General features: G+C 62.3%; 19 protein-coding genes, 1 pseudogene and 1 riboswitch. Of the genes and pseudogenes, 11 read left to right on the top strand and 9 right to left on the bottom strand.

Features of this window, described 5'->3' with window-relative positions; translation table 11 throughout:
- Window positions 1-278 precede the first annotated feature (278 nt).
- From E0E29_RS01270 to E0E29_RS01260, 3 genes are all read right to left on the bottom strand, one after another.
- The gene (locus E0E29_RS01270) at window positions 279-1385 is read right to left on the bottom strand and encodes a PTS sugar transporter subunit IIC (RefSeq protein ID WP_130848285.1); all 1107 of its coding nucleotides are present in this window, start codon (window positions 1383-1385) and stop codon (window positions 279-281) included.
- Window positions 1386-1501: 116 nt separating this feature from the next.
- Window positions 1502-2014, bottom strand: a complete 513-nt coding sequence (locus tag E0E29_RS01265; RefSeq protein WP_130848284.1) for a transcription repressor NadR — start codon at window positions 2012-2014, stop codon at window positions 1502-1504.
- A 16-nt stretch (window positions 2015-2030) separates the two neighbouring features.
- Complete coding sequence (locus E0E29_RS01260) at window positions 2031-3008, bottom strand: biotin--[acetyl-CoA-carboxylase] ligase (protein ID WP_242622330.1); 978 nt, start codon at window positions 3006-3008, stop codon at window positions 2031-2033.
- Between the two features lie 16 nt (window positions 3009-3024).
- On the opposite strand from E0E29_RS01260, the gene E0E29_RS01255 reads away from it, so the two are divergent.
- The 10 genes and pseudogenes from E0E29_RS01255 (at window position 3025) to E0E29_RS01215 (ending at window position 10146) form a co-directional block, all read left to right on the top strand.
- Complete coding sequence (locus tag E0E29_RS01255) at window positions 3025-3627, top strand: transposase (RefSeq protein WP_242622329.1); 603 nt, start codon at window positions 3025-3027, stop codon at window positions 3625-3627.
- A gap of 285 nt (window positions 3628-3912) precedes the next feature.
- Window positions 3913-4452 carry a biotin transporter BioY gene (locus E0E29_RS01250; protein ID WP_165449755.1) on the top strand — a complete coding sequence of 180 codons (540 nt, stop codon included), beginning with the start codon at window positions 3913-3915 and terminating at the stop codon, window positions 4450-4452.
- Window positions 4453-4515: 63 nt separating this feature from the next.
- Complete coding sequence (gene yabP / locus E0E29_RS01245) at window positions 4516-4806, top strand: sporulation protein YabP (RefSeq protein ID WP_130848281.1); 291 nt, start codon at window positions 4516-4518, stop codon at window positions 4804-4806.
- Window positions 4807-4812: 6 nt separating this feature from the next.
- A pseudogene (gene yabQ / locus E0E29_RS19170) lies at window positions 4813-5070 on the top strand (spore cortex biosynthesis protein YabQ); the annotation flags it as partial.
- Between the two features lie 232 nt (window positions 5071-5302).
- Complete coding sequence (gene ftsL, locus E0E29_RS17945; protein ID WP_165449754.1) at window positions 5303-5581, top strand: cell division protein FtsL; 279 nt, start codon at window positions 5303-5305, stop codon at window positions 5579-5581.
- A 58-nt stretch (window positions 5582-5639) separates the two neighbouring features.
- Window positions 5640-6119 (top strand): S1 RNA-binding domain-containing protein, encoded by a 480-nt coding sequence (locus tag E0E29_RS01235; protein ID WP_130848279.1) that lies wholly within the window; start codon window positions 5640-5642, stop codon window positions 6117-6119.
- Window positions 6120-6425: 306 nt separating this feature from the next.
- A complete protein-coding gene (locus E0E29_RS01230) occupies window positions 6426-7583 on the top strand; it encodes an amidohydrolase (protein WP_130848278.1) in 1158 nt (385 codons plus the stop codon).
- A gap of 167 nt (window positions 7584-7750) precedes the next feature.
- On the top strand, window positions 7751-8296 hold the full coding sequence (hpf, locus tag E0E29_RS01225) for a ribosome hibernation-promoting factor, HPF/YfiA family (protein WP_130848277.1): 546 nt from the start codon (window positions 7751-7753) through the stop codon (window positions 8294-8296).
- Window positions 8297-8403: 107 nt separating this feature from the next.
- The gene (locus E0E29_RS01220) at window positions 8404-9213 is read left to right on the top strand and encodes a M55 family metallopeptidase (protein ID WP_130848276.1); all 810 of its coding nucleotides are present in this window, start codon (window positions 8404-8406) and stop codon (window positions 9211-9213) included.
- Between the two features lie 21 nt (window positions 9214-9234).
- The gene (locus E0E29_RS01215; RefSeq protein ID WP_130848275.1) at window positions 9235-10146 is read left to right on the top strand and encodes an NYN domain-containing protein; all 912 of its coding nucleotides are present in this window, start codon (window positions 9235-9237) and stop codon (window positions 10144-10146) included.
- A 60-nt stretch (window positions 10147-10206) separates the two neighbouring features.
- On the opposite strand, the gene E0E29_RS01210 is transcribed toward E0E29_RS01215, so the two are convergent.
- From E0E29_RS01210 to E0E29_RS01190, 6 genes are all read right to left on the bottom strand, one after another.
- Window positions 10207-10539 carry an arsenate reductase family protein gene (locus E0E29_RS01210; RefSeq protein WP_130848274.1) on the bottom strand — a complete coding sequence of 111 codons (333 nt, stop codon included), beginning with the start codon at window positions 10537-10539 and terminating at the stop codon, window positions 10207-10209.
- A 3-nt stretch (window positions 10540-10542) separates the two neighbouring features.
- On the bottom strand, window positions 10543-10764 hold the full coding sequence (locus E0E29_RS01205) for a DUF1653 domain-containing protein (protein WP_130848273.1): 222 nt from the start codon (window positions 10762-10764) through the stop codon (window positions 10543-10545).
- A 74-nt stretch (window positions 10765-10838) separates the two neighbouring features.
- Window positions 10839-11627 carry an ABC transporter ATP-binding protein gene (locus tag E0E29_RS01200; protein WP_130848272.1) on the bottom strand — a complete coding sequence of 263 codons (789 nt, stop codon included), beginning with the start codon at window positions 11625-11627 and terminating at the stop codon, window positions 10839-10841.
- Window positions 11624-12394 carry a FecCD family ABC transporter permease gene (locus tag E0E29_RS01195; RefSeq protein ID WP_278045141.1) on the bottom strand — a complete coding sequence of 257 codons (771 nt, stop codon included), beginning with the start codon at window positions 12392-12394 and terminating at the stop codon, window positions 11624-11626. Before E0E29_RS01195 ends, E0E29_RS01200 begins: the two co-directional genes overlap by 4 nt.
- Window positions 12395-12417: 23 nt before the next feature.
- A complete protein-coding gene (locus E0E29_RS18950) occupies window positions 12418-12768 on the bottom strand; it encodes an iron chelate uptake ABC transporter family permease subunit (RefSeq protein ID WP_278045140.1) in 351 nt (116 codons plus the stop codon).
- The gene (locus tag E0E29_RS01190) at window positions 12755-13879 is read right to left on the bottom strand and encodes an ABC transporter substrate-binding protein (protein WP_242622328.1); all 1125 of its coding nucleotides are present in this window, start codon (window positions 13877-13879) and stop codon (window positions 12755-12757) included. The genes E0E29_RS18950 and E0E29_RS01190 overlap by 14 nt, the downstream gene beginning before the upstream one ends.
- A 108-nt stretch (window positions 13880-13987) precedes the next feature.
- Window positions 13988-14165: riboswitch (cobalamin riboswitch) on the bottom strand.
- 359 nt (window positions 14166-14524) lie between these two features.
- Here E0E29_RS01190 and E0E29_RS01185 point away from each other — a divergent pair.
- On the top strand, window positions 14525-16183 hold the full coding sequence (locus E0E29_RS01185) for a ribonuclease J (RefSeq protein ID WP_130848271.1): 1659 nt from the start codon (window positions 14525-14527) through the stop codon (window positions 16181-16183).
- The last annotated feature ends 570 nt before the right edge of the window (window positions 16184-16753 follow it).

Below are 16753 nucleotides of genomic sequence, written 5' to 3'. Positions count from 1 at the left end.
TTTGAGCCTGTCGACAAAGTCGACAGGCTCTCTCAAAAATGCAGGCATTTTTTCGAAAAGATGCAGGCCGCTGCATCGCACTCGCTTCGCTCGCACGTTTGCGGCCTGAGCAGTGTTTTTTCCGAGGCACATGTCCCCGGAAAAAACAGACTGTACTTGATTCCGTCGTCTGCGGACGACGGAACTCTGCGAGGCTCTTGCACAAAATCTGACGTATATGCCCTTTTTCGACAACCTGAAACTGCCGCTCCGCCAATGGCGGAGCGGCAGTTTCCCTTTTAGCTCAGCGTCAGGTCGCCTTCCTTGATCCAGCCGATTTTTCGGAAGAAGAGACCGAAGGCCCAGCACAGCACGGCAGGGAGGACGAAGGAGATGAGGAGGAGACCCGCCCAGTCGAAGGCGGTGGGGGCGATGGCCAGAGCGCCGTTGGCGATGGCCTGCTCACTGGGGGAGACCCAGCCCGTCCACACTCCCAGCTGTCCGCACAGGCCGCAGGTGCCCATGCCGGAGTTGATGGGGGCGCCGTTCATCTCCAGGCCGAAGAAGCAGGTGGCCAGAGGGCCGGTGATGGCCGAGGTGAGGATGGCGGGGAGCCAGATCTTCGGATTTTTGACGATGTTGGGCATCTGGAGCATGGAGGTGCCGATGCCCTGGCTCACCAGACCGCCCCAGCCGTTTTCGCGGAAGGAGAGGACGGCGAAGCCCACCATGTTGGCGCAGCAGCCCGCTACGGCGGCACCGCCGGCCAGGCCGGTGAGACCCAGCACCGAGCAGATGGCCGCCGAGGAGATGGGCAGGGTGAGGGCGATGCCCACCAGCACAGAGACCAGAATGCCCATCCAGAAAGGCTGGAGGAGGGTGGTCTGCATGATGAGCTGGCCGAAGGCGTTGGCCACGCCGCCGATGGGGGGCGCGATGATCCAGGCGGCGCCGATGCCGATGAGGATGGTGACGATGGGGGTGACCAGAATGTCGATCTTGGTCTCCTTGCTCACCGCCTTGCCGAATTCGGCGGCAATGATGGCCACAAAGAGGACGGCCAGCGGGCCGCCCGCCCCGCCCAGGGCGTTGCAGGCGTAGCCCACCGTCACCAGGGAGAAGAGGACCATGGGGGGTGCCTGGAGGGCGTAGCCAATGGCCACAGCCATGGCCGAGCCGCTCATGAAGGAGCACAGCCCACCCACGGTGTAGCCCACGTCGTTGATCTTGATGATCTGGGCCGTCAGGAAGGGGATGCCGAATTGGGTCCCCAGGGTGTTGAGGATGGTGCCGATGAGCAGGGAACAGAAGAGACCCTGGGCCATGGCACCCAAGGCGTCGATGCCGTACCGCCGGGCTGAGATCACGATGTTTTTCCGCTGGAGGAAGCCTTTCAAACCTTCCATATTTATGCCAGCTCCTTCTCTATGTATCGTTATTGTCTGGATATGTGTCTTGACACAAGATAGTATTATAGCGGCCCGTGGAAAAAAGTCAAGCGTTTTCCCACGGGCGGTCGCGGTCAGGTGAGGAGGATACCGGCCTCCTGAAGGGCCTCAGCCACCCGGCGGTAGGCGCTCTCGTTGGGGCAGCGCAGGGTGTGCAGGTGGATGCCGCCGGTGAGGTCGGAGAGGGGTTTGGCCCCATTTTCGACTACTTTTTGTATAAATACAGATACATCATACCGGCTGGAGAGGTCCAGCTGGCCCACCAACTGCCCGTATACCCGGTGGTCCACGATGACGTTGACCACGGTGCAGCCGTTGTCCACCATGATGTTGAGCTCGTTGGCCATGTCCTCCGGGGTGGTGTGGCGGCAGGCCACCGTCCGCAGCTCCCCGGCGGCACTGCGGTCCAGAACATAGCCCCTGGGGGTGGCGGTGATCCGCTCCCCCGCCGCCCGGAGGAGGGCGATGTCCCCCACGATGATCTGACGGCTCACCGACAGGGTGTGGGCCAGAGCGGTGGCGCTCACCGCCCCGTCGGCCTTCTCCAGCAGCTCCATGAGCCTTTCCCGGCGCGCGACCGCGTTCATATGCTCCCTCCGTTCCTCAGACATAGCCCAGCAGCCCCCGTACCGACACGTCACCGGCGGTCACCGTCCGCGTACTGCCGTCGGGCAGGCGGTACACCAGGGCGAAGTCGTCGTCCACCGCCTGGGCAAAGGCGGGCTCCCGGCCGCCGTCAGGGCGCACCAGGGCCACCTCATGGCCGGTGGTGACGCACCGGCGGCGGTACTCGGCCAGATATTCGTTTTTCCCCTGGGGGAAGGTGGCGTACATCTCGTCCAGGGCGGTGAGCAGGTGGACGGCCAGCTCTGCCCGGCGGACCGGCCGTCCCAGGGCCTGGGTGAGGGAGGTGGCGATGGGGGAGAGGTCGGGGCCGAAGTCGGCCTCGGTCTGACCCACGTTGATCCCCACCCCCACCACCACGGCCACCGCCGCGGCGCTCTCGGCCTCGAACTCCAGCTCGGTGAGGATGCCGCAGAGCTTTTTGCCGTCCAGGATGATGTCGTTTGTCCACTTGATGCCGCAGGTGAGGCCGCAGCAGGCCTCGATGGCCCGGCACACCGCCACCGCCGTCCAGGCGGTGAGCTGGCTCAGGGCGTCCAGGGCAACCTGGGGCCGGAGGAGGACGGAGCAGAAGAGCCCTTTGCCCTTCAGAGACTGGAAGGCGTTGCCCCGTCGGCCACGGCCCGCCGTCTGCTCGTCGGAGATCACGGCCAGACCTTCCATGGCCCCGTCGGCGGCCCGGCGCTTGACCTCACTGTTGGTGGAGTCCACCGTGTCCAGACAGACCACCTCCCGTCCCACCAGATGGCCGGACATGGCGGCGGTCAGCTCCCCGGCGCGCAGGTCATCGGGGGCGGCGGAGAGCCGGTAGCCCCGGTTGGGGGCGGAGACGATCTCATACCCCGCCCGGCGCAGAGCCTCCACCGCCTTCCACACCGCAGCACGGCTCACGCCAAGCTGCCGGCTCATCTCCTCCCCGGAGCGGTAGGTGTCCGGTTCGGAGCGCAGCAGGGACAAGATCTCATCCTGAAGCATGGACCNCACTGAAACGGGCCGCGGCAGGTTTGCAGATCCAGCGGCCACAGCGAAAGCGGTACAGGCGGCAGCCAGAGGCTCCTACCGTCTCCCTAAGACAGTGAACGATACTGTAAACCAGGCGATGTCCGTTTCGATTGCTTCCATGCGTGCCTTGAAAGAACAAATTAAGGTTTTAGAAAAGGCCATTGAACAGCAGTTTGAGATTATCCCCAATACCCTGACCTCTATTCCCGGCATTGGGAAGGTCTACTCCGCCGGTATCATCGCTGAGATTGGCGATATCCACCGTTTCAACTCTCAAGCCTCTGTCGCCAAGTTTGCCGGTCTTGTCTGGCACAAGAACCAGTCCGGTGAATTTGAAGCCGAACACTCCCAAATGATTAAATCCGGCAACCGCTATCTTCGGTACTACCTGCTGGAAGCCGCCAACTCCGTGAGAAGATGCGACTCCGAGTTCCGGCGCTACTATGACCTCAAATACCATGAGGTCAACAAGTACCAGCATAAACGCGCACTCGCTTTAACTGCCAGAAAACTGGTCCGGTTGGTCTTTCGGCTGCTGAAGGACAACCGCCTGTATATCCCGCCGGAGAGCTGAGTACACCACTCGCAGCTCTGGCGCTCCCGCCCTGTTTCAAAAAATCTTAGGGGGCAGGGCTTAGGTTGGTGTTGCCTTTTTTCTGCTTACGCAACTGTTTTCCTGCATTTATTCTCGATTTTTCCTGCCATCACCCTCTTGACTTCATACCATTAGACTTTCCCGCCCATTATATCCCCTGACCGCCAGACAGTCAACTAGCGCGAAAAAAAGGTTTACAAATGGACAGGGATGTGGTATCGTAAACCAGAAATAAAAAATAGTTTACGATTGGAGTTGACAGATATGCGAGATCAGACCCGGATGCTGGTGCTGGCCGCCCTCTTCGCCGTGGTGACGGCGGTGGCCAACTTTATCAAGATCCCCGTGGGCGTGGTGCCCATTACCCTCCTCTTTTTTGCCACCGCCCTCTCCGGCGTGCTGCTGGGGCCCAAGTGGGGAGCGGTGTCCCAGACGGTGTATGTGGTTTTGGGCCTGGTTGGACTGCCAATCTTCACCGGCGGCGGCGGTCTGGGCTATGTGTTCCAGCCCAGTTTCGGCTTTCTGCTTGGTCTCATCCCCGCCGCCTGGGTCATCGGCATGGTGAGTCGGGGAGAACCGGGGCTGGTCCGGGTGGCACTGGCGGCCCTGGCCGGGCTGGGGACCCTCTACCTGGTGGGCCTGCCCTATATGTGGCTCATCCTCAACGTATATCTGAAGAGTGCCATGGCCCTCCCCGCCCTTTTGTGGAGCGGCATGCTCATCTTCCTCCCCGGTGACTTTCTGAAGATCGCCGGCGTCACCGCCCTCTACCGGCCACTGCGCCGGGCGTTGGAACGGCGCTGAGAGGGCATATCCCACCCAACTGTCCCATATATTGGTAGCAAAACCGGGAAAGGCGGGAACTGTATGCAATATGAGGAGAAGCGGCCGCGGCAGGAGGCGGCGGACCACCACGTGATCCTGGAGGGAAGGGCGTCCCTCTCGGTGTCCGGGGTGGAGGAGGTGGAGAGCTTTGACGAGAACGCCATCGTCATGCGCACCTCCCTGGGGACCCTGGTGGTGCGGGGGGAGGAGCTCCACATCGAAAAACTGAGCCTGGACGGGGGCGACCTGCGGGTGGAGGGCATGGTGGACTCCCTCACCTACGAGGACGACGGTGGTCCCCGGGCGGGCTTCCTGGCCCGGCTGTTCCGGTAAAGGGCCATGGGCATCGATCTGGCGGACCAGGTCCGGACCTTCCTGGGGGCGGCGGCCCTCGGGGGGTGTCTGGGCCTGGTCTACGACGTTTTCCGGGTCATGCGGCGGCGCCTCCGACTCCCCCTGGTGGGCGCCCTGCTGGACCTGGGCTTCTGGCTTCTGGTTACGGTGGGGCTCTTCTGTTACGCCACCGCCGCCGGCGGCGGTGAGGTGCGCATCTATATGGCGGCGGCCCTCTTTCTGGGGGCGCTGCTCTACTTCCTGCTGCTCAGCCCGCCCGCACTGTTTGTGGTGGGTCTGGCCGCCGATGGAGCGGCCCTGCTGGTCCGTCTGATCCTCCTGCCAGTGGACCAGGTCGCACGGCTAGGCAAAAAAATTCAGAAATTCGCAAAAAAATACTTCCATTATCGGCGGGAATGGTATAAACTTAACCTGATACCCGGAGAGATGGACGACCTGACCCGTCCCAGAGACGGGAGATGGGAGGGGAGAGATCATGCCAAAGACCAAGAAAGCCGGACTGCTCGCCAAGCTGGTGATTCTGGCCTTGCTCATCTATCTGGCCACGTCTCTGCTCAACCTGCAGAGCCGGATCCGTCAGACCCAGGCCGAGCGGGATGCCCTGAGCCGACAGGTGGCCGAGCAGACCCAGGTCAACGCCGATCTGGCCGAGGACGTGGCCAATCCCGACGATCCCGATCGGATCGCCGACATCGCCAGGGATAAACTGGGCCTGGTGGTACCCGGAGAGAAGGTCATCGTCATCACCAACTGACGGGCCGTCTGTCTAGAGAGAGAACGGGTGAAATTTCAAGGAGGATCATGGAAGTAGTATGGAGTTTGGTGTAGGTTCTATTGTAGAAGGAAAAGTGACAGGCATCACGAAGTTCGGCGCCTTCGTGTCGCTGCCCGGCGGCCGGTCGGGTCTGGTGCATATCTCCGAGATCGCCTATACTTACGTGAATGACGTAAAGGATCATCTCACGGAGGGACAGGAGGTCAAGGTCAAGGTCATCGGCATCGATGACAACAACCGCATCAATCTGTCCATCAAGAAGGCCATGGATCCCCCGCCCCGGCCCCAGCGGACCGGTGGACCGGGTGCCCCCCGTCAGGGCGGCGCGCCCCGCAGCGGCGGTTTCGGCGGCCCCCGTCAGGGCGGCGGACGTCAGGGCGGTTTCAGCCGTCAGCCCAGCGAGCCTGAGACCTTTGAGGAGCGGCTCAAGCATTTCATGCAGGCCTCGGACAGCAAGCTCTCCGAGATGAAGTATACCGAAAAGCGCAGCAGCCGCCGGGGCGGCGGCCGCCGGTAAGGCGACCCCACCGCGGACGACAGTTTGCTATGGTTCTGACAGGGCGCGGTCGTAAGACCGCGCCCTGTTTGCCGTATCGGGGTTCCCGCCATGGCGATGGACAGCCAGAAGGTCTGGCGGGGGAGCGCGAGGGGGCGGCAGCCCGCCTCGCGTGAGATCGAACGCCCTGCATCCATACCGTGGATGCAGCGAGCGGAGCGAGGACTTTTCCGGCCCGGTCCGGGCCGGGAAAGTAACGGCATTTTTATGCGGCCGAAGGGCCGCGCCCTGTTTTTCCTTAAACGCAAAGAAAGGGATGGAAAGAGCATGCTCATTCAAAACGGTGTGGTCCACCCCATGGACGGACCGGTGATTCCCAACGGCTATGTGCTGCTGGAGGGCAGTAAGATCAAGGCGGTGGGGCCTATGGAGGAATGCCCCAAGGACTGGACGGGACCGGTGCTGGACGCGGCGGGGGGACATATCCTCCCCGGTTTCGTGGACGCCCACTGCCACCTGGGGATGTGCGGAGACGGCCTGGGCTTTGAGTCGGAGGACGACAACGAGTCCACCGACCCCTGTACTCCCCACCTCCGGGCCCTGGACGGCCTCAATCCCATGGACCGCTGCTTCCGGGAGGCCCGGAAGGCGGGGGTGACCACGGTGCTCACCGGCCCGGGCAGCGGCAACCCCATCAACGGCCAGGGTCTGGTGGTCAAGACGGTAGGCCGGTGGGCCGAGGAGATGGTGGTGCGGGAGCCGGCCTCTCTGAAGCTGGCCCTGGGAGAGAACCCCAAATCGGTCTATAACGAGCGGAAGGAGACCCCTATCACCCGCATGGGTACCGCCGCCATCATCCGGGCGGAGTGCGGCAAGGCCCTGGAGTACATGGACAAGCAGAACAAGGCCGACGCCGAGGAGGACACCGATCCCCCTGATTTCGACCCCAAGCTGGAGGCCTTCCTCCCCGCCCTGAAGGGGGAGCTTCCCGTCCACATCCACGCCCACCGGGCCGACGACATCGCCACGGCGGTACGGCTGGCACGGGAGTTCGGGCTGAAGCTGGTGGTGGTCCACGGTACCGAGGCTCACCTGCTCCCCGAGCTGCTGGTCAGGGAGCACATTCCCGTCATCACCGGGCCTATCCTCAGCGATCGGAGCAAGCCGGAGCTGGTCAACAGCACCATCGAAAACCCCTCCCTTTTGGCAAAGGCCGGCGTGGAAATCGCCATCTGCACCGACCATCCGGTCACGCCCATCCAGTATCTCCCCCTGTGCGCCGCCATGGCCGTGCGGGGCGGCCTGGACCCGGAGGAGGCGCTGAAGGCCATCACCCTCAATGGTGCCCGACTGGCGGGGGTGGCAGACCGGGTGGGCTCTCTCACCCCGGGCAAGGACGCCGATGTGGTGGTGACCACCGGTCATCCTCTGGACTGGATGAGCAGGGTAGCGCACGTGTTCATCGACGGTGTACGCGTAAAGTGAGAAGACCTGACAAAATGACGGAACAGCTCGGATATCCTTTGTGAAAAATTCATAAATTATGAGTGACTTTTCTGCGGAGGGCTGTTATAATAGAGATGTCAGAAAGGGGAAGTTCCACGATCTGGCGAGCACAGCCCCCACCGGGGCGAAAGAAGGAGCTGAATCGCATGAAGTTCGTATTTACAGACAAGAAGGTTACTCTGCCCGCGTCCGTCCACGCCTACGCTGAGAAAAAGGTAGGAAAGATGGACCGCTACTTCAAAAATGAAGGGGAGGCCTCCGTCGTCTTTAGTGTTGAAAAGGGCCGGAACGTCTGCGAGATCACGGTCCGCTCCGGCAGTATGATCCTCCGCTCCTCCGAGAGCACCTCTGATATGCGGGCCTCCATCGACGCCTGTGTCTCCTATATGGAGCGTCAGATCCGCAAGAACAAGGCCCGTCTGGAAAAGCGCCTGCGCACCGACGCCTTCGAGCGGACGGTGGATGCGGCGGAGATCTCCGACTTCGCCCCCGAGGAGGAGGAGTCCGAGTTCAAGATCGTCCGCACCAAGCGCTTCCCCATCAAGCACATGACGGTGGATGAGGCCATCCTCCAGATGAACCTGGTGGACCACACCTTCTTCGCCTTCAAGAACGCCGACGCCGACGGCGCTTTCTCCGTGGTGTACCGGCGCAATGACGGCGGCTACGGCCTCATTGAGGACGATACCTGATCCCAAATGTTACGGGGTGGCTCAAAGCCGCCCCGTCAGGAAAAAAGGACGCCGGCCGGCGTCCTTTTTTCCTGACGCACCTACTTGAAAGGAAAGGAATGTTTCCCATGAATGTATTCATCAGTGCTGATATCGAGGGTACCTGCGGCATTACCGACTGGTCAGAGACCGAGCGCTCCACCCCACAGGACTATGAGCCCTTTCAGAAGCAGATGACCCGGGAGGTCAAGGCGGCCTGCAAGGGCGCCCTGGAGGGCGGCGCCAAGGGCATCCTCCTCAAGGACGCCCACGACTCCGCCCGGAACATCAAGGTTTCCGCCCTCCCCGAGGAGGTGCGCATCCTCCGGGGCTGGACCGGAGATCTCCTCTCCATGATGTCCGGCTTGGACACCGACGACTTTGGGGCGGTCCTCTTCACCGGCTACCATGCCTGGGCCTCCTGCCCCGGCAACCCCCTCTCCCACACCATGAACCTGCGCAATGAGCACGTCCTGCTCAACGGCGTCCTGGCCAGTGAGTTCCTCATCAACACCTACACCGCCGGGTACTACGGTGTTCCCGTGGCATTCCTCTCCGGCGACCAGGACCTGTGCGACTTCGCCAGGGAGCTCATCCCCGAGATGGTCACCGTGCCGGTGAACAAGGGCGTGGGCGGCGGCGTGCTGTCCATCCACCCCGACGTGGCGGTGGAGCGCATCCGCGCCGGCGCCAAGGAGGCGGTGGAGAAGGCCCACAAGTGCAAGGTGCCCATGCCCGACCACTTTGACAGTCAGATCCGCTTCCGGGAGCACAAGCTGGCCTACTCCAAGAGCTTTTATCCCGGCGCCACGCTGGAGGAGGGCAAGACGGTGTGCTTCTCCACCGACGACTGGTACGAGATGCTCCGGTTCTATCACTTTGTGCTCAGCGACGGCTGAGCCGCCGGAAGGAGAGACCATATGCCACAGCAAAATGACCAGAGCCTGCGCCTGGCGGTGCTCATCGACGCCGACAACGCCTCCCGGACCGCTATGCGGGACGTGATGGCGGAAATCGCCGTCTACGGTACCCCCACAGTGAAGCGGATCTACGGGGACTGGACCACCCCCAACATGGCCTCCTGGAAACCCATCCTGCTGGAGAACGCCATCACGCCCATCCAGCAGTACAGCTATACCACCGGCAAGAATGCCACCGACTCGGCTATGATTATCGATGCCATGGACATCCTGTATACCGGCAGCTGCGATGGTTTTGTGCTGGTGTCCAGCGACTCCGACTTCACCCGTCTGGCCACCCGGCTCCGGGAGGCGGGGAAGAAGGTCATCGGCATGGGGGAGAAGAAGACCCCCAATCCCTTCATCGTGGCCTGTGACAAGTTCATCTATATCGAGGTCATCCGGGCAGAGGCCAAGGCCGCCCTGGCCACGGCGGAGCAGGAGGCGGCGGCCCAGGCGGCGGAGAGCGCTTCGGCGTCCGGCAAGACCGAGCCGGCCCCCGCCAAGGCGGAGGGCGCCAAGAGCGGCAAGAAAAGTCGGAAGAAGACGGCGGAGCCGGCCGCGGCGCCCGCCCCCGAGCCGGAACCGGAGCCGCAGCCGGCTCCGGAGCCCGCCCAGAAGAAGGTGCCCAAAGAGGTGGTCCACCTCATCGCCGACGCCATGGACATGATTGCCGACGAGGATGGCTATGCCTTCATGGGGGAGCTGGGTAACCTGCTCATCCGGCAGCAGCCCGACTTCGACCCCCGAAATTACGGCTTTTCCAAGCTTACACAGCTCATCAAGAGCATCGACCGCTTTGAAGTGGATGTGCGGCAGACCAGCAATCCCCACACCAAGCACATTTACCTGAGAGACAAGAAGAGGAAATAAGACAAAACGCCCCTCCGGGCTGGTTAAACCAGCCCGGAGGGGCATTTTTGTGCGGCGATGTCAGGTCCAGGTCTTCCACACCTCGGGACAATAGCCCACGGTGGCCTGCTTCCCGTTGCGGACGATGGGTGTGCGGAGGAGCTTGGGGTCCTCCAGCAGCTTTTCCCGCTTGTCCTCGTCGTAGGCCAGGTAGGTCACCAGGGCAGCGTCGGCGGCCTTGGGGTCCAGCAGGGCCTCCAGCCCCACCGCATTCTTCACGCTGGTGAGCTCGCCGCGGCTGATGCCGTACTTCAGAAGGTCGATGGCCTGAAATTTCACGCCCCGCTCCTTGAAGTACCGCTGGGCCTTCTTGGTGTCAAAGCACTTGTTTTTGCCAAAGATCTGGATGTTCACGGTTCACGCCTCCTCGCCCAGATAGGTGAAGCGGGGGCCGGAATAGCCCTCCCGCTCCACATGCTCCCCCCACATGGCGGCGGGGCGGACCCAGATGCCACGCTCCCCGTAGAGGGCCTGGTAGACCACCATGGGCTCCAGAGTCTCGGAGTGACGGGCGGTGTAGAGCACCAGGTATTCCTTCCCCTTGAAGTGGCGGTAACGGCCGGGCCGGATCTCCTCCATGCAGACAGCTCCTCTCAAAAGTCGGAATGGTCTTTCCATTGTAGCATAAGGAGTGCCCCTTGAAAAGGAGAAGATCACGGGGAAGAGGGTGCCACGGCGTCACGGACCGGCAGCAGGACAGAACGGCCCTTTATGGTCATCAGCTCCATGCGGATGCCGAATACATCCTCCACGGCCTGTTCCGTCAGTACTTGTCGGGGCGTCCCTTTGGCGTACAGCTGTCCGGCTTTCAGAAGGGCCAGCTCGTCGGCGTACTCTACCGCCATGTTCAGGTCATGGAGGACGGCCACCACGGTGAGTCCCCGATCCCGTGAGACCCGGCGCAGCAGGTCCATGATCTCGTACTGATACCGGAGATCCAGACTGCTGATGGGCTCGTCCAGCAGCAGTACCTCCGGGGCCTGGGCCAGGGCCCGGGCGATGAGCACCCGCTGCCGTTCCCCGCCGCTGAGCTGGTGGAGCGGGCGGAAGGCCAGCTCTGCCAGACCCAGCTCCTCCAGCAGGGAGGAGACCTCGTTCACGTCGGCGGGGGAGGCCCGGTGACCCATGTGGGGGAGGCGGCCGGAGAGAACGGTCTCAAAGACATTGAGTCCCGCTCTGGCCTGGGTGTTCTGGGGGACGTAGCCGTAGATCCGGGCCCGCTCCCGCATGGTGAGACGGCCGGTCTCCACCCCGCGCCACAGTACCCGGCCTTCACTTGGCCGGAGCAGGTGGTTGACACATTTGAGCAGGGTGGTCTTTCCGGCGCCGTTTGACCCCAGCAGAGCGCAGAAGCGACCCTCCTCCACAGAAAGACAGATGCTGTGGAACACAGGGTGCTGCCGGTAAGAAAAGGAGAGCCCGGAGAGTTCCAAAGCGCTCATGCTCTGCCCCACCTCTCTCTCAGAATGAGGTACAGGAAGAGGGGGACCCCCACGTAGGAGACCACGATGCCCACCGGCAGGGTGGTGGGGGAGAAGGCCACCCGCCCCACGGTGTCGGCAACGAGCACCAGAATGGACCCGCACAGGGCGGAGAAGGGGAGGAGATACCGGTGGTCTCCCCCCATGAGGAAGCGGGCAATATGGGGGGCCACCAGCCCCACAAAGCCGATGATGCCGGTGAAGCTGACCACGGAGGCGGTGAGAAAGGCCACGCCTACGCCCAAGACCAGGCGGGTATTGCGCACATGGACACCCAGGGCGGCGGCACTCTCATCGCCGTTGGCAGACATGAGGTTCATGGCCCAGGCCCGAGAGGCGAAGAGAGGGTAGACCACTGCCAGGAAGAGGGCCATGATGGCGATGTCCCGCCAGCTTCCTCCGGTAAGACTGCCGAAGGTCCAGTGGATGATGGCGGGGAGCTGTTGCTCATTGGCGATGTACTGCATGCTGGAGTTGACGGCACTGAAAAGGTAGTTGAGGGCGATGCCGGTGAGGACCAGGGTCTCCGGCCCGAGGCCCCGCAGAGAGGAGATGCCGTAGACCAGCGCGGCGCACAGCATGGTCATAAAAAAGGCTGCCAGGACCATGGCACTCTCCTGGAGATAGACCGGGAAGCCTCCGAAGAGGACCACCAGAGCCGCACCCAGGGCGGCGGCGTTGGAGAGGCCGGTGGTGAAGGGGTGAACAGCTCCAGTAAAACCGGACAATAGACAAAAGGCNTTGGGGCGGTTCAGGGGCTGGCCATGGCATTTCCCGTGATGGCCTGCATCACGGTACCGGTGCAGCCCAATCCGGCCCCGGCCACCACTGCTATGGCCACCCGTGGCAGCCGCAGCATCAGCAGGACGTTTTGTTCCGTCTCCGTGAGGGGGGCGCTCCCCAGAAGGGGGCGCAGGGGCGGCAGCCAGGTGGAGAGCAGCCGGCTGGGGGTCAGGTCGGCCACCCCCATGCAGCAGGCAGCCAGGGCGGCGGCCAGGAGCAGCAGGACCGCCAGGCACAGCCAAAGCCGTTTCCGTGCCCGCAGGGCCAGGTAGCGGCCGCTGAGGGCGGCGGTCCGCTCCTGCGGCTCAGGCAGCCGCATCCTGGGCGGGCACATGGTAATAGTGGGAGGCGTTGGGGGTAAAGCCCTGGTAGGCCATCCACTGGGTGAAGATGGCGTCCGGGTCCAGCTCGGTCATCAGGTCGGGATAGAGCCACTTGGCCATGTAGGCCGCGCCGATCATCTTGCCCAGGCCGCCGCTCATAAAGGCGGTGTTGAGGTAGAAATTGCCCTCCTTTACTGCGGTCAGGTCGCTCCAGCCCTCTCGCTTGAGCATCTCCTCGGCCTTGGCGGCGAACTCCTCCTGGGGCGGGGCGGTAAAGACGCCGCTGTTGCCCACCACCTCGCCGGCGTAGATCTTCACGATGAGGTCGGGATCGGCCAGGAGGATCTGCTCCGGGTCGATGTCCTTGCCGGCCAGGGAGGCGTCCCCGAAGATGTTCTCACCACCGGCCATGAGGATCATGTTGTGCCAGCCGTCATTGGAGGTTCCGGGGATGCAGGTGGTGTAGTCGCCGCCGTACTCCCAGTAGACCGTCTTGCGCTCGGTGACCTGCTGGAGCTGCTGGTTGATGTAGTCCACCGGCCCCTGATAGAAGTCCACCAGCTCTTCGGCCTGCTCCTCCTTGCCGAAGAGAGTGCCGCACAGGCGGATCTGCTTGGGCACGTCGGAGTTGTCCCAGCCGGTGATGACCACCACCTGGATGCCGAAGGGCTCCAGGGCCTCGATGGACTCCTCCACCTTGCCGTTTTTGGGCACGATCAGGACCTGGGGGTCCAGGGAGACGATCTTCTCATAGTCGTACTCGTCCTTGCCGAAGGTCTCGTCCTCGCCGAACTGGGGCCAGTATACACTGTCCTGAGAGGTGTAGATGTCCACGCCCACCACGCAGTCTCCGGCGCCCACGGCCCGGATGAGCTCGTTGTTGTAGCGGTTGGCCACGCAGGCCCGGGTGATGGGCAGCTCCAGATCCAGCTCACGGCCCAGGTCGTCCACAAAGGTGGTGGTCTTGGCCTGTTCCGCCGTCTCGGAGGGGACAGGTGTGGTCTCAGCTGGGGCGGGAGATGCTGCGGGCTGGCCGGAGCAGCCGGCGCCCAGCAGCATCAGGGCGGCCAGCAGGCCGCAGGCGGTGCGTTTCCACAGGTTTTTCATGGGATGCCTTCCTTTCTCTTCCCGGATGGGAAACAAAAAAATCCTGCCCTGAATTGCATACAGAGCAAGATCCTGAAAGTAAGGCAATTTCCCCTAACCCGGAAAATCTCCCCCGTATTGCAGTCTGGCAGGTCTCCTGACTTTCGGTTCATCCGCGTGGCCGCCTTCCCGTTTGCACAGTGGCATATGGCCAGTTGTCGCCTTACACAGTAGTGGTAGCTGTGGGGGACTCTCACCCCGCTTCCCTTTTCAGAGCGCATGCTCCACCAGACGCAGCATATTCAGTTCAGCACGGCCAGTATAGCATATCTCCACTGGAAGCGCAATCCTTCGCGATGCGGGAAGCGGACAAATTTCTTGTATACTTTCCCTGTTGGATGTGGTATACTACGCGTAATGGGTCATTTTCCCCCGCCGTTTCAAGGGCGGGGACGGACCGCCTTTTTATGGCTTTATGTGCTCCGGCACTGATATATAAGGCAAAAACAGGATAGGGCGTCGCGGCTTCCAGCGGGGGAGCGCTCCCTTTTTCCGGCGAGGCAGGGCCGGAAAGCGCGGAGCGGATCTCTGGCTTTGTTTTGCTGCGCCCCGATGCCTGCATCCCTTCCATCCATCGACTGAAAAAAGGAGTGTAAGCATACTTTTATGGCAGAAAAACTGAAGATCATTTCTCTGGGCGGTCTCAACGAGATCGGCAAGAACCTGACGGTATATGAGTACGGCGGCGACATCATCGTGGTGGACGTGGGCATGGGCTTCCCCGACGACGATATGTACGGCATTGACGTGGTCATCCCCGACTTCACCTATCTCATCAAGAACCAGGACAAGATCCGGGGTATCTTCCTCACCCACGGCCATGAGGACCACATCGGTTCCATCCCCTATCTGCTGCGCAGCGTCAACGCCCCCATCTACGCCACCCGCATGACCGCCGGTCTGGTGAAGCTGAAGCTGGAGGAGCACCGGCTCCTGGACAAGACCAAGCTCATCACCTGTGAGGCCGGAGAGGTGGTCAAGGCGGGCAAGTTCTCGGTGGAGTTCATCCACGTCAACCACTCCATCGCTGACGCCGTGGCCTTTGCCATCAAGACCCCCATCGGCACCGTGGTCCACACCGGTGACTTCAAGATCGACTCTACACCCATCCAGGGCGGCATGATCGACCTGGCCCGGCTGGGCGAGCTGGGCAAGAAGGGTGTCCTGGCCCTGCTGTGCGACTCCACCAATGTGGAGCGGCCCGGCTACACCAAGAGCGAGCGCTGTGTGGGCGCCTCCTTTGACGCCCTCTTCCGGGGCTGTGACCAGCGCATCATCGTCACCACCTTCGCCTCCAACGTGGACCGCATCCAGCAGGTCATCTCGGTGGCCGCCAAGTACGGCCGGAAGGTGGCCGTCACCGGCCGGAGCATGGAGAACGCTCTGCGGGTCTCCACCGAGCTGGGCTATATGAACATCCCCGAGGGCACCCTGGTGGACGTCAACCACATCAAGGGCCTGCCCAAGAACAAGGTGTGCATCATCACCACCGGCAGCCAGGGCGAGACCATGTCCGCCCTCACCCGGATGGCCTTCTCCACCCACAAGCAGGTGGACATCCAGGCCGGCGACCGGGTCATTCTCTCCGCCTCCGCCATCCCCGGCAACGAGAACTCCATCGGAAACGTCATCAACGAGCTCTACCGCAAGGGGGCCGAGGTGGTCAACGAGCGGGCCGGTGAGCTCCATGTCTCCGGCCACGCCTGCGCCGACGAGCTGAAGATCATCCATGCCCTGGTCAAGCCCAAGTTCTTCATCCCTGTCCACGGTGAGCAGCGTCACCTGAAGATCCACGCCAAGCTGGCCCAGGAGATGGGCATGGACCCCCGCCGCATCATCATCAGCGACATCGGCAAGGTCATTGAAGTCACTCAGAATTCCATCAAGCTCAACGGAACCGTCCCTGCCGGCAAGGTCTTTGTGGACGGCTACGGCGTGGGCGACGTGGGCAGCGTGGTCCTCCGTGACCGGAAGCACCTGGCAGAGGACGGCATGATCGTGGTGGTTACCTCCATGTCCGGCGAGAACGGCGCCGTGGTCTCCGGTCCCGACATCATCACCCGGGGCTTCGTCTACGTCAAGGAGTCCGAGGGGCTCATGGAGGAGCTGCGTCGGGTGGCCGTGGAGGCCCTGGAGCGCTGCGAGCGCACCCACACCACCGACTGGTCCGCCATCAAGGGCGAGATCAAGAGCGATCTCTCCGGCTTCCTCTATAAAAAGACCAAGCGTAACCCCATGATCCTGCCCGTCATCATGGAGGTCTGAGGACGAATCGAAATGAAAAAGGACCGCTGTTCGAGAGAACAGCGGTCCTTTTTTGTGTACTTTTCCAAGGAGAGAATGAGGAAAAACCGGAAAGTTGCATTGACGTTGGCATCAAAATGGTGCTATGATACATGCAAGATATAGAACATATGTTCTACAAAAAGAGGTGAGTGTTGTTTGTAAAAGAAAAACGGCAACCCCTGACGGGGTCACCGGAAATGGAAAGCCGCCCGCAGGGCGGCCACCAAACCGCAACCCAGCGCAAGCGGTTGCGGTTTGGAGAGGAGGAGCAAGGAAGCGGGCGGATGACGCTTTTTCATGCAAAGCATAAAAAAGCGTGGTCGCAAAGCGAACTTTGCGACCACGTGGTGGAGGAGGGTGGATTCGCTTTTCTGCGGAAAAGCCACGCCGGTTGCGGCGCGCCACCGGCGCACCGCCAAGAGCCGGCTTTCGAATCCACCCTCGCAAAAGAAAAACGGCAACCCCTGACGGGGTCACCGGAAATGGAAAGCCGCCCGCAGGGCGGCCACCAAACCGCAACCCAGCGTAGCGGTTGCGGTTTGGAGAGGA

Origin of the sequence: Intestinimonas timonensis (assembly GCF_900626145.1) — a bacterium.
GTDB lineage: Bacteria > Bacillota > Clostridia > Oscillospirales > Oscillospiraceae > Intestinimonas > Intestinimonas aquisgranensis.
This window is presented reverse-complemented; position numbering and strand designations above follow the sequence as displayed.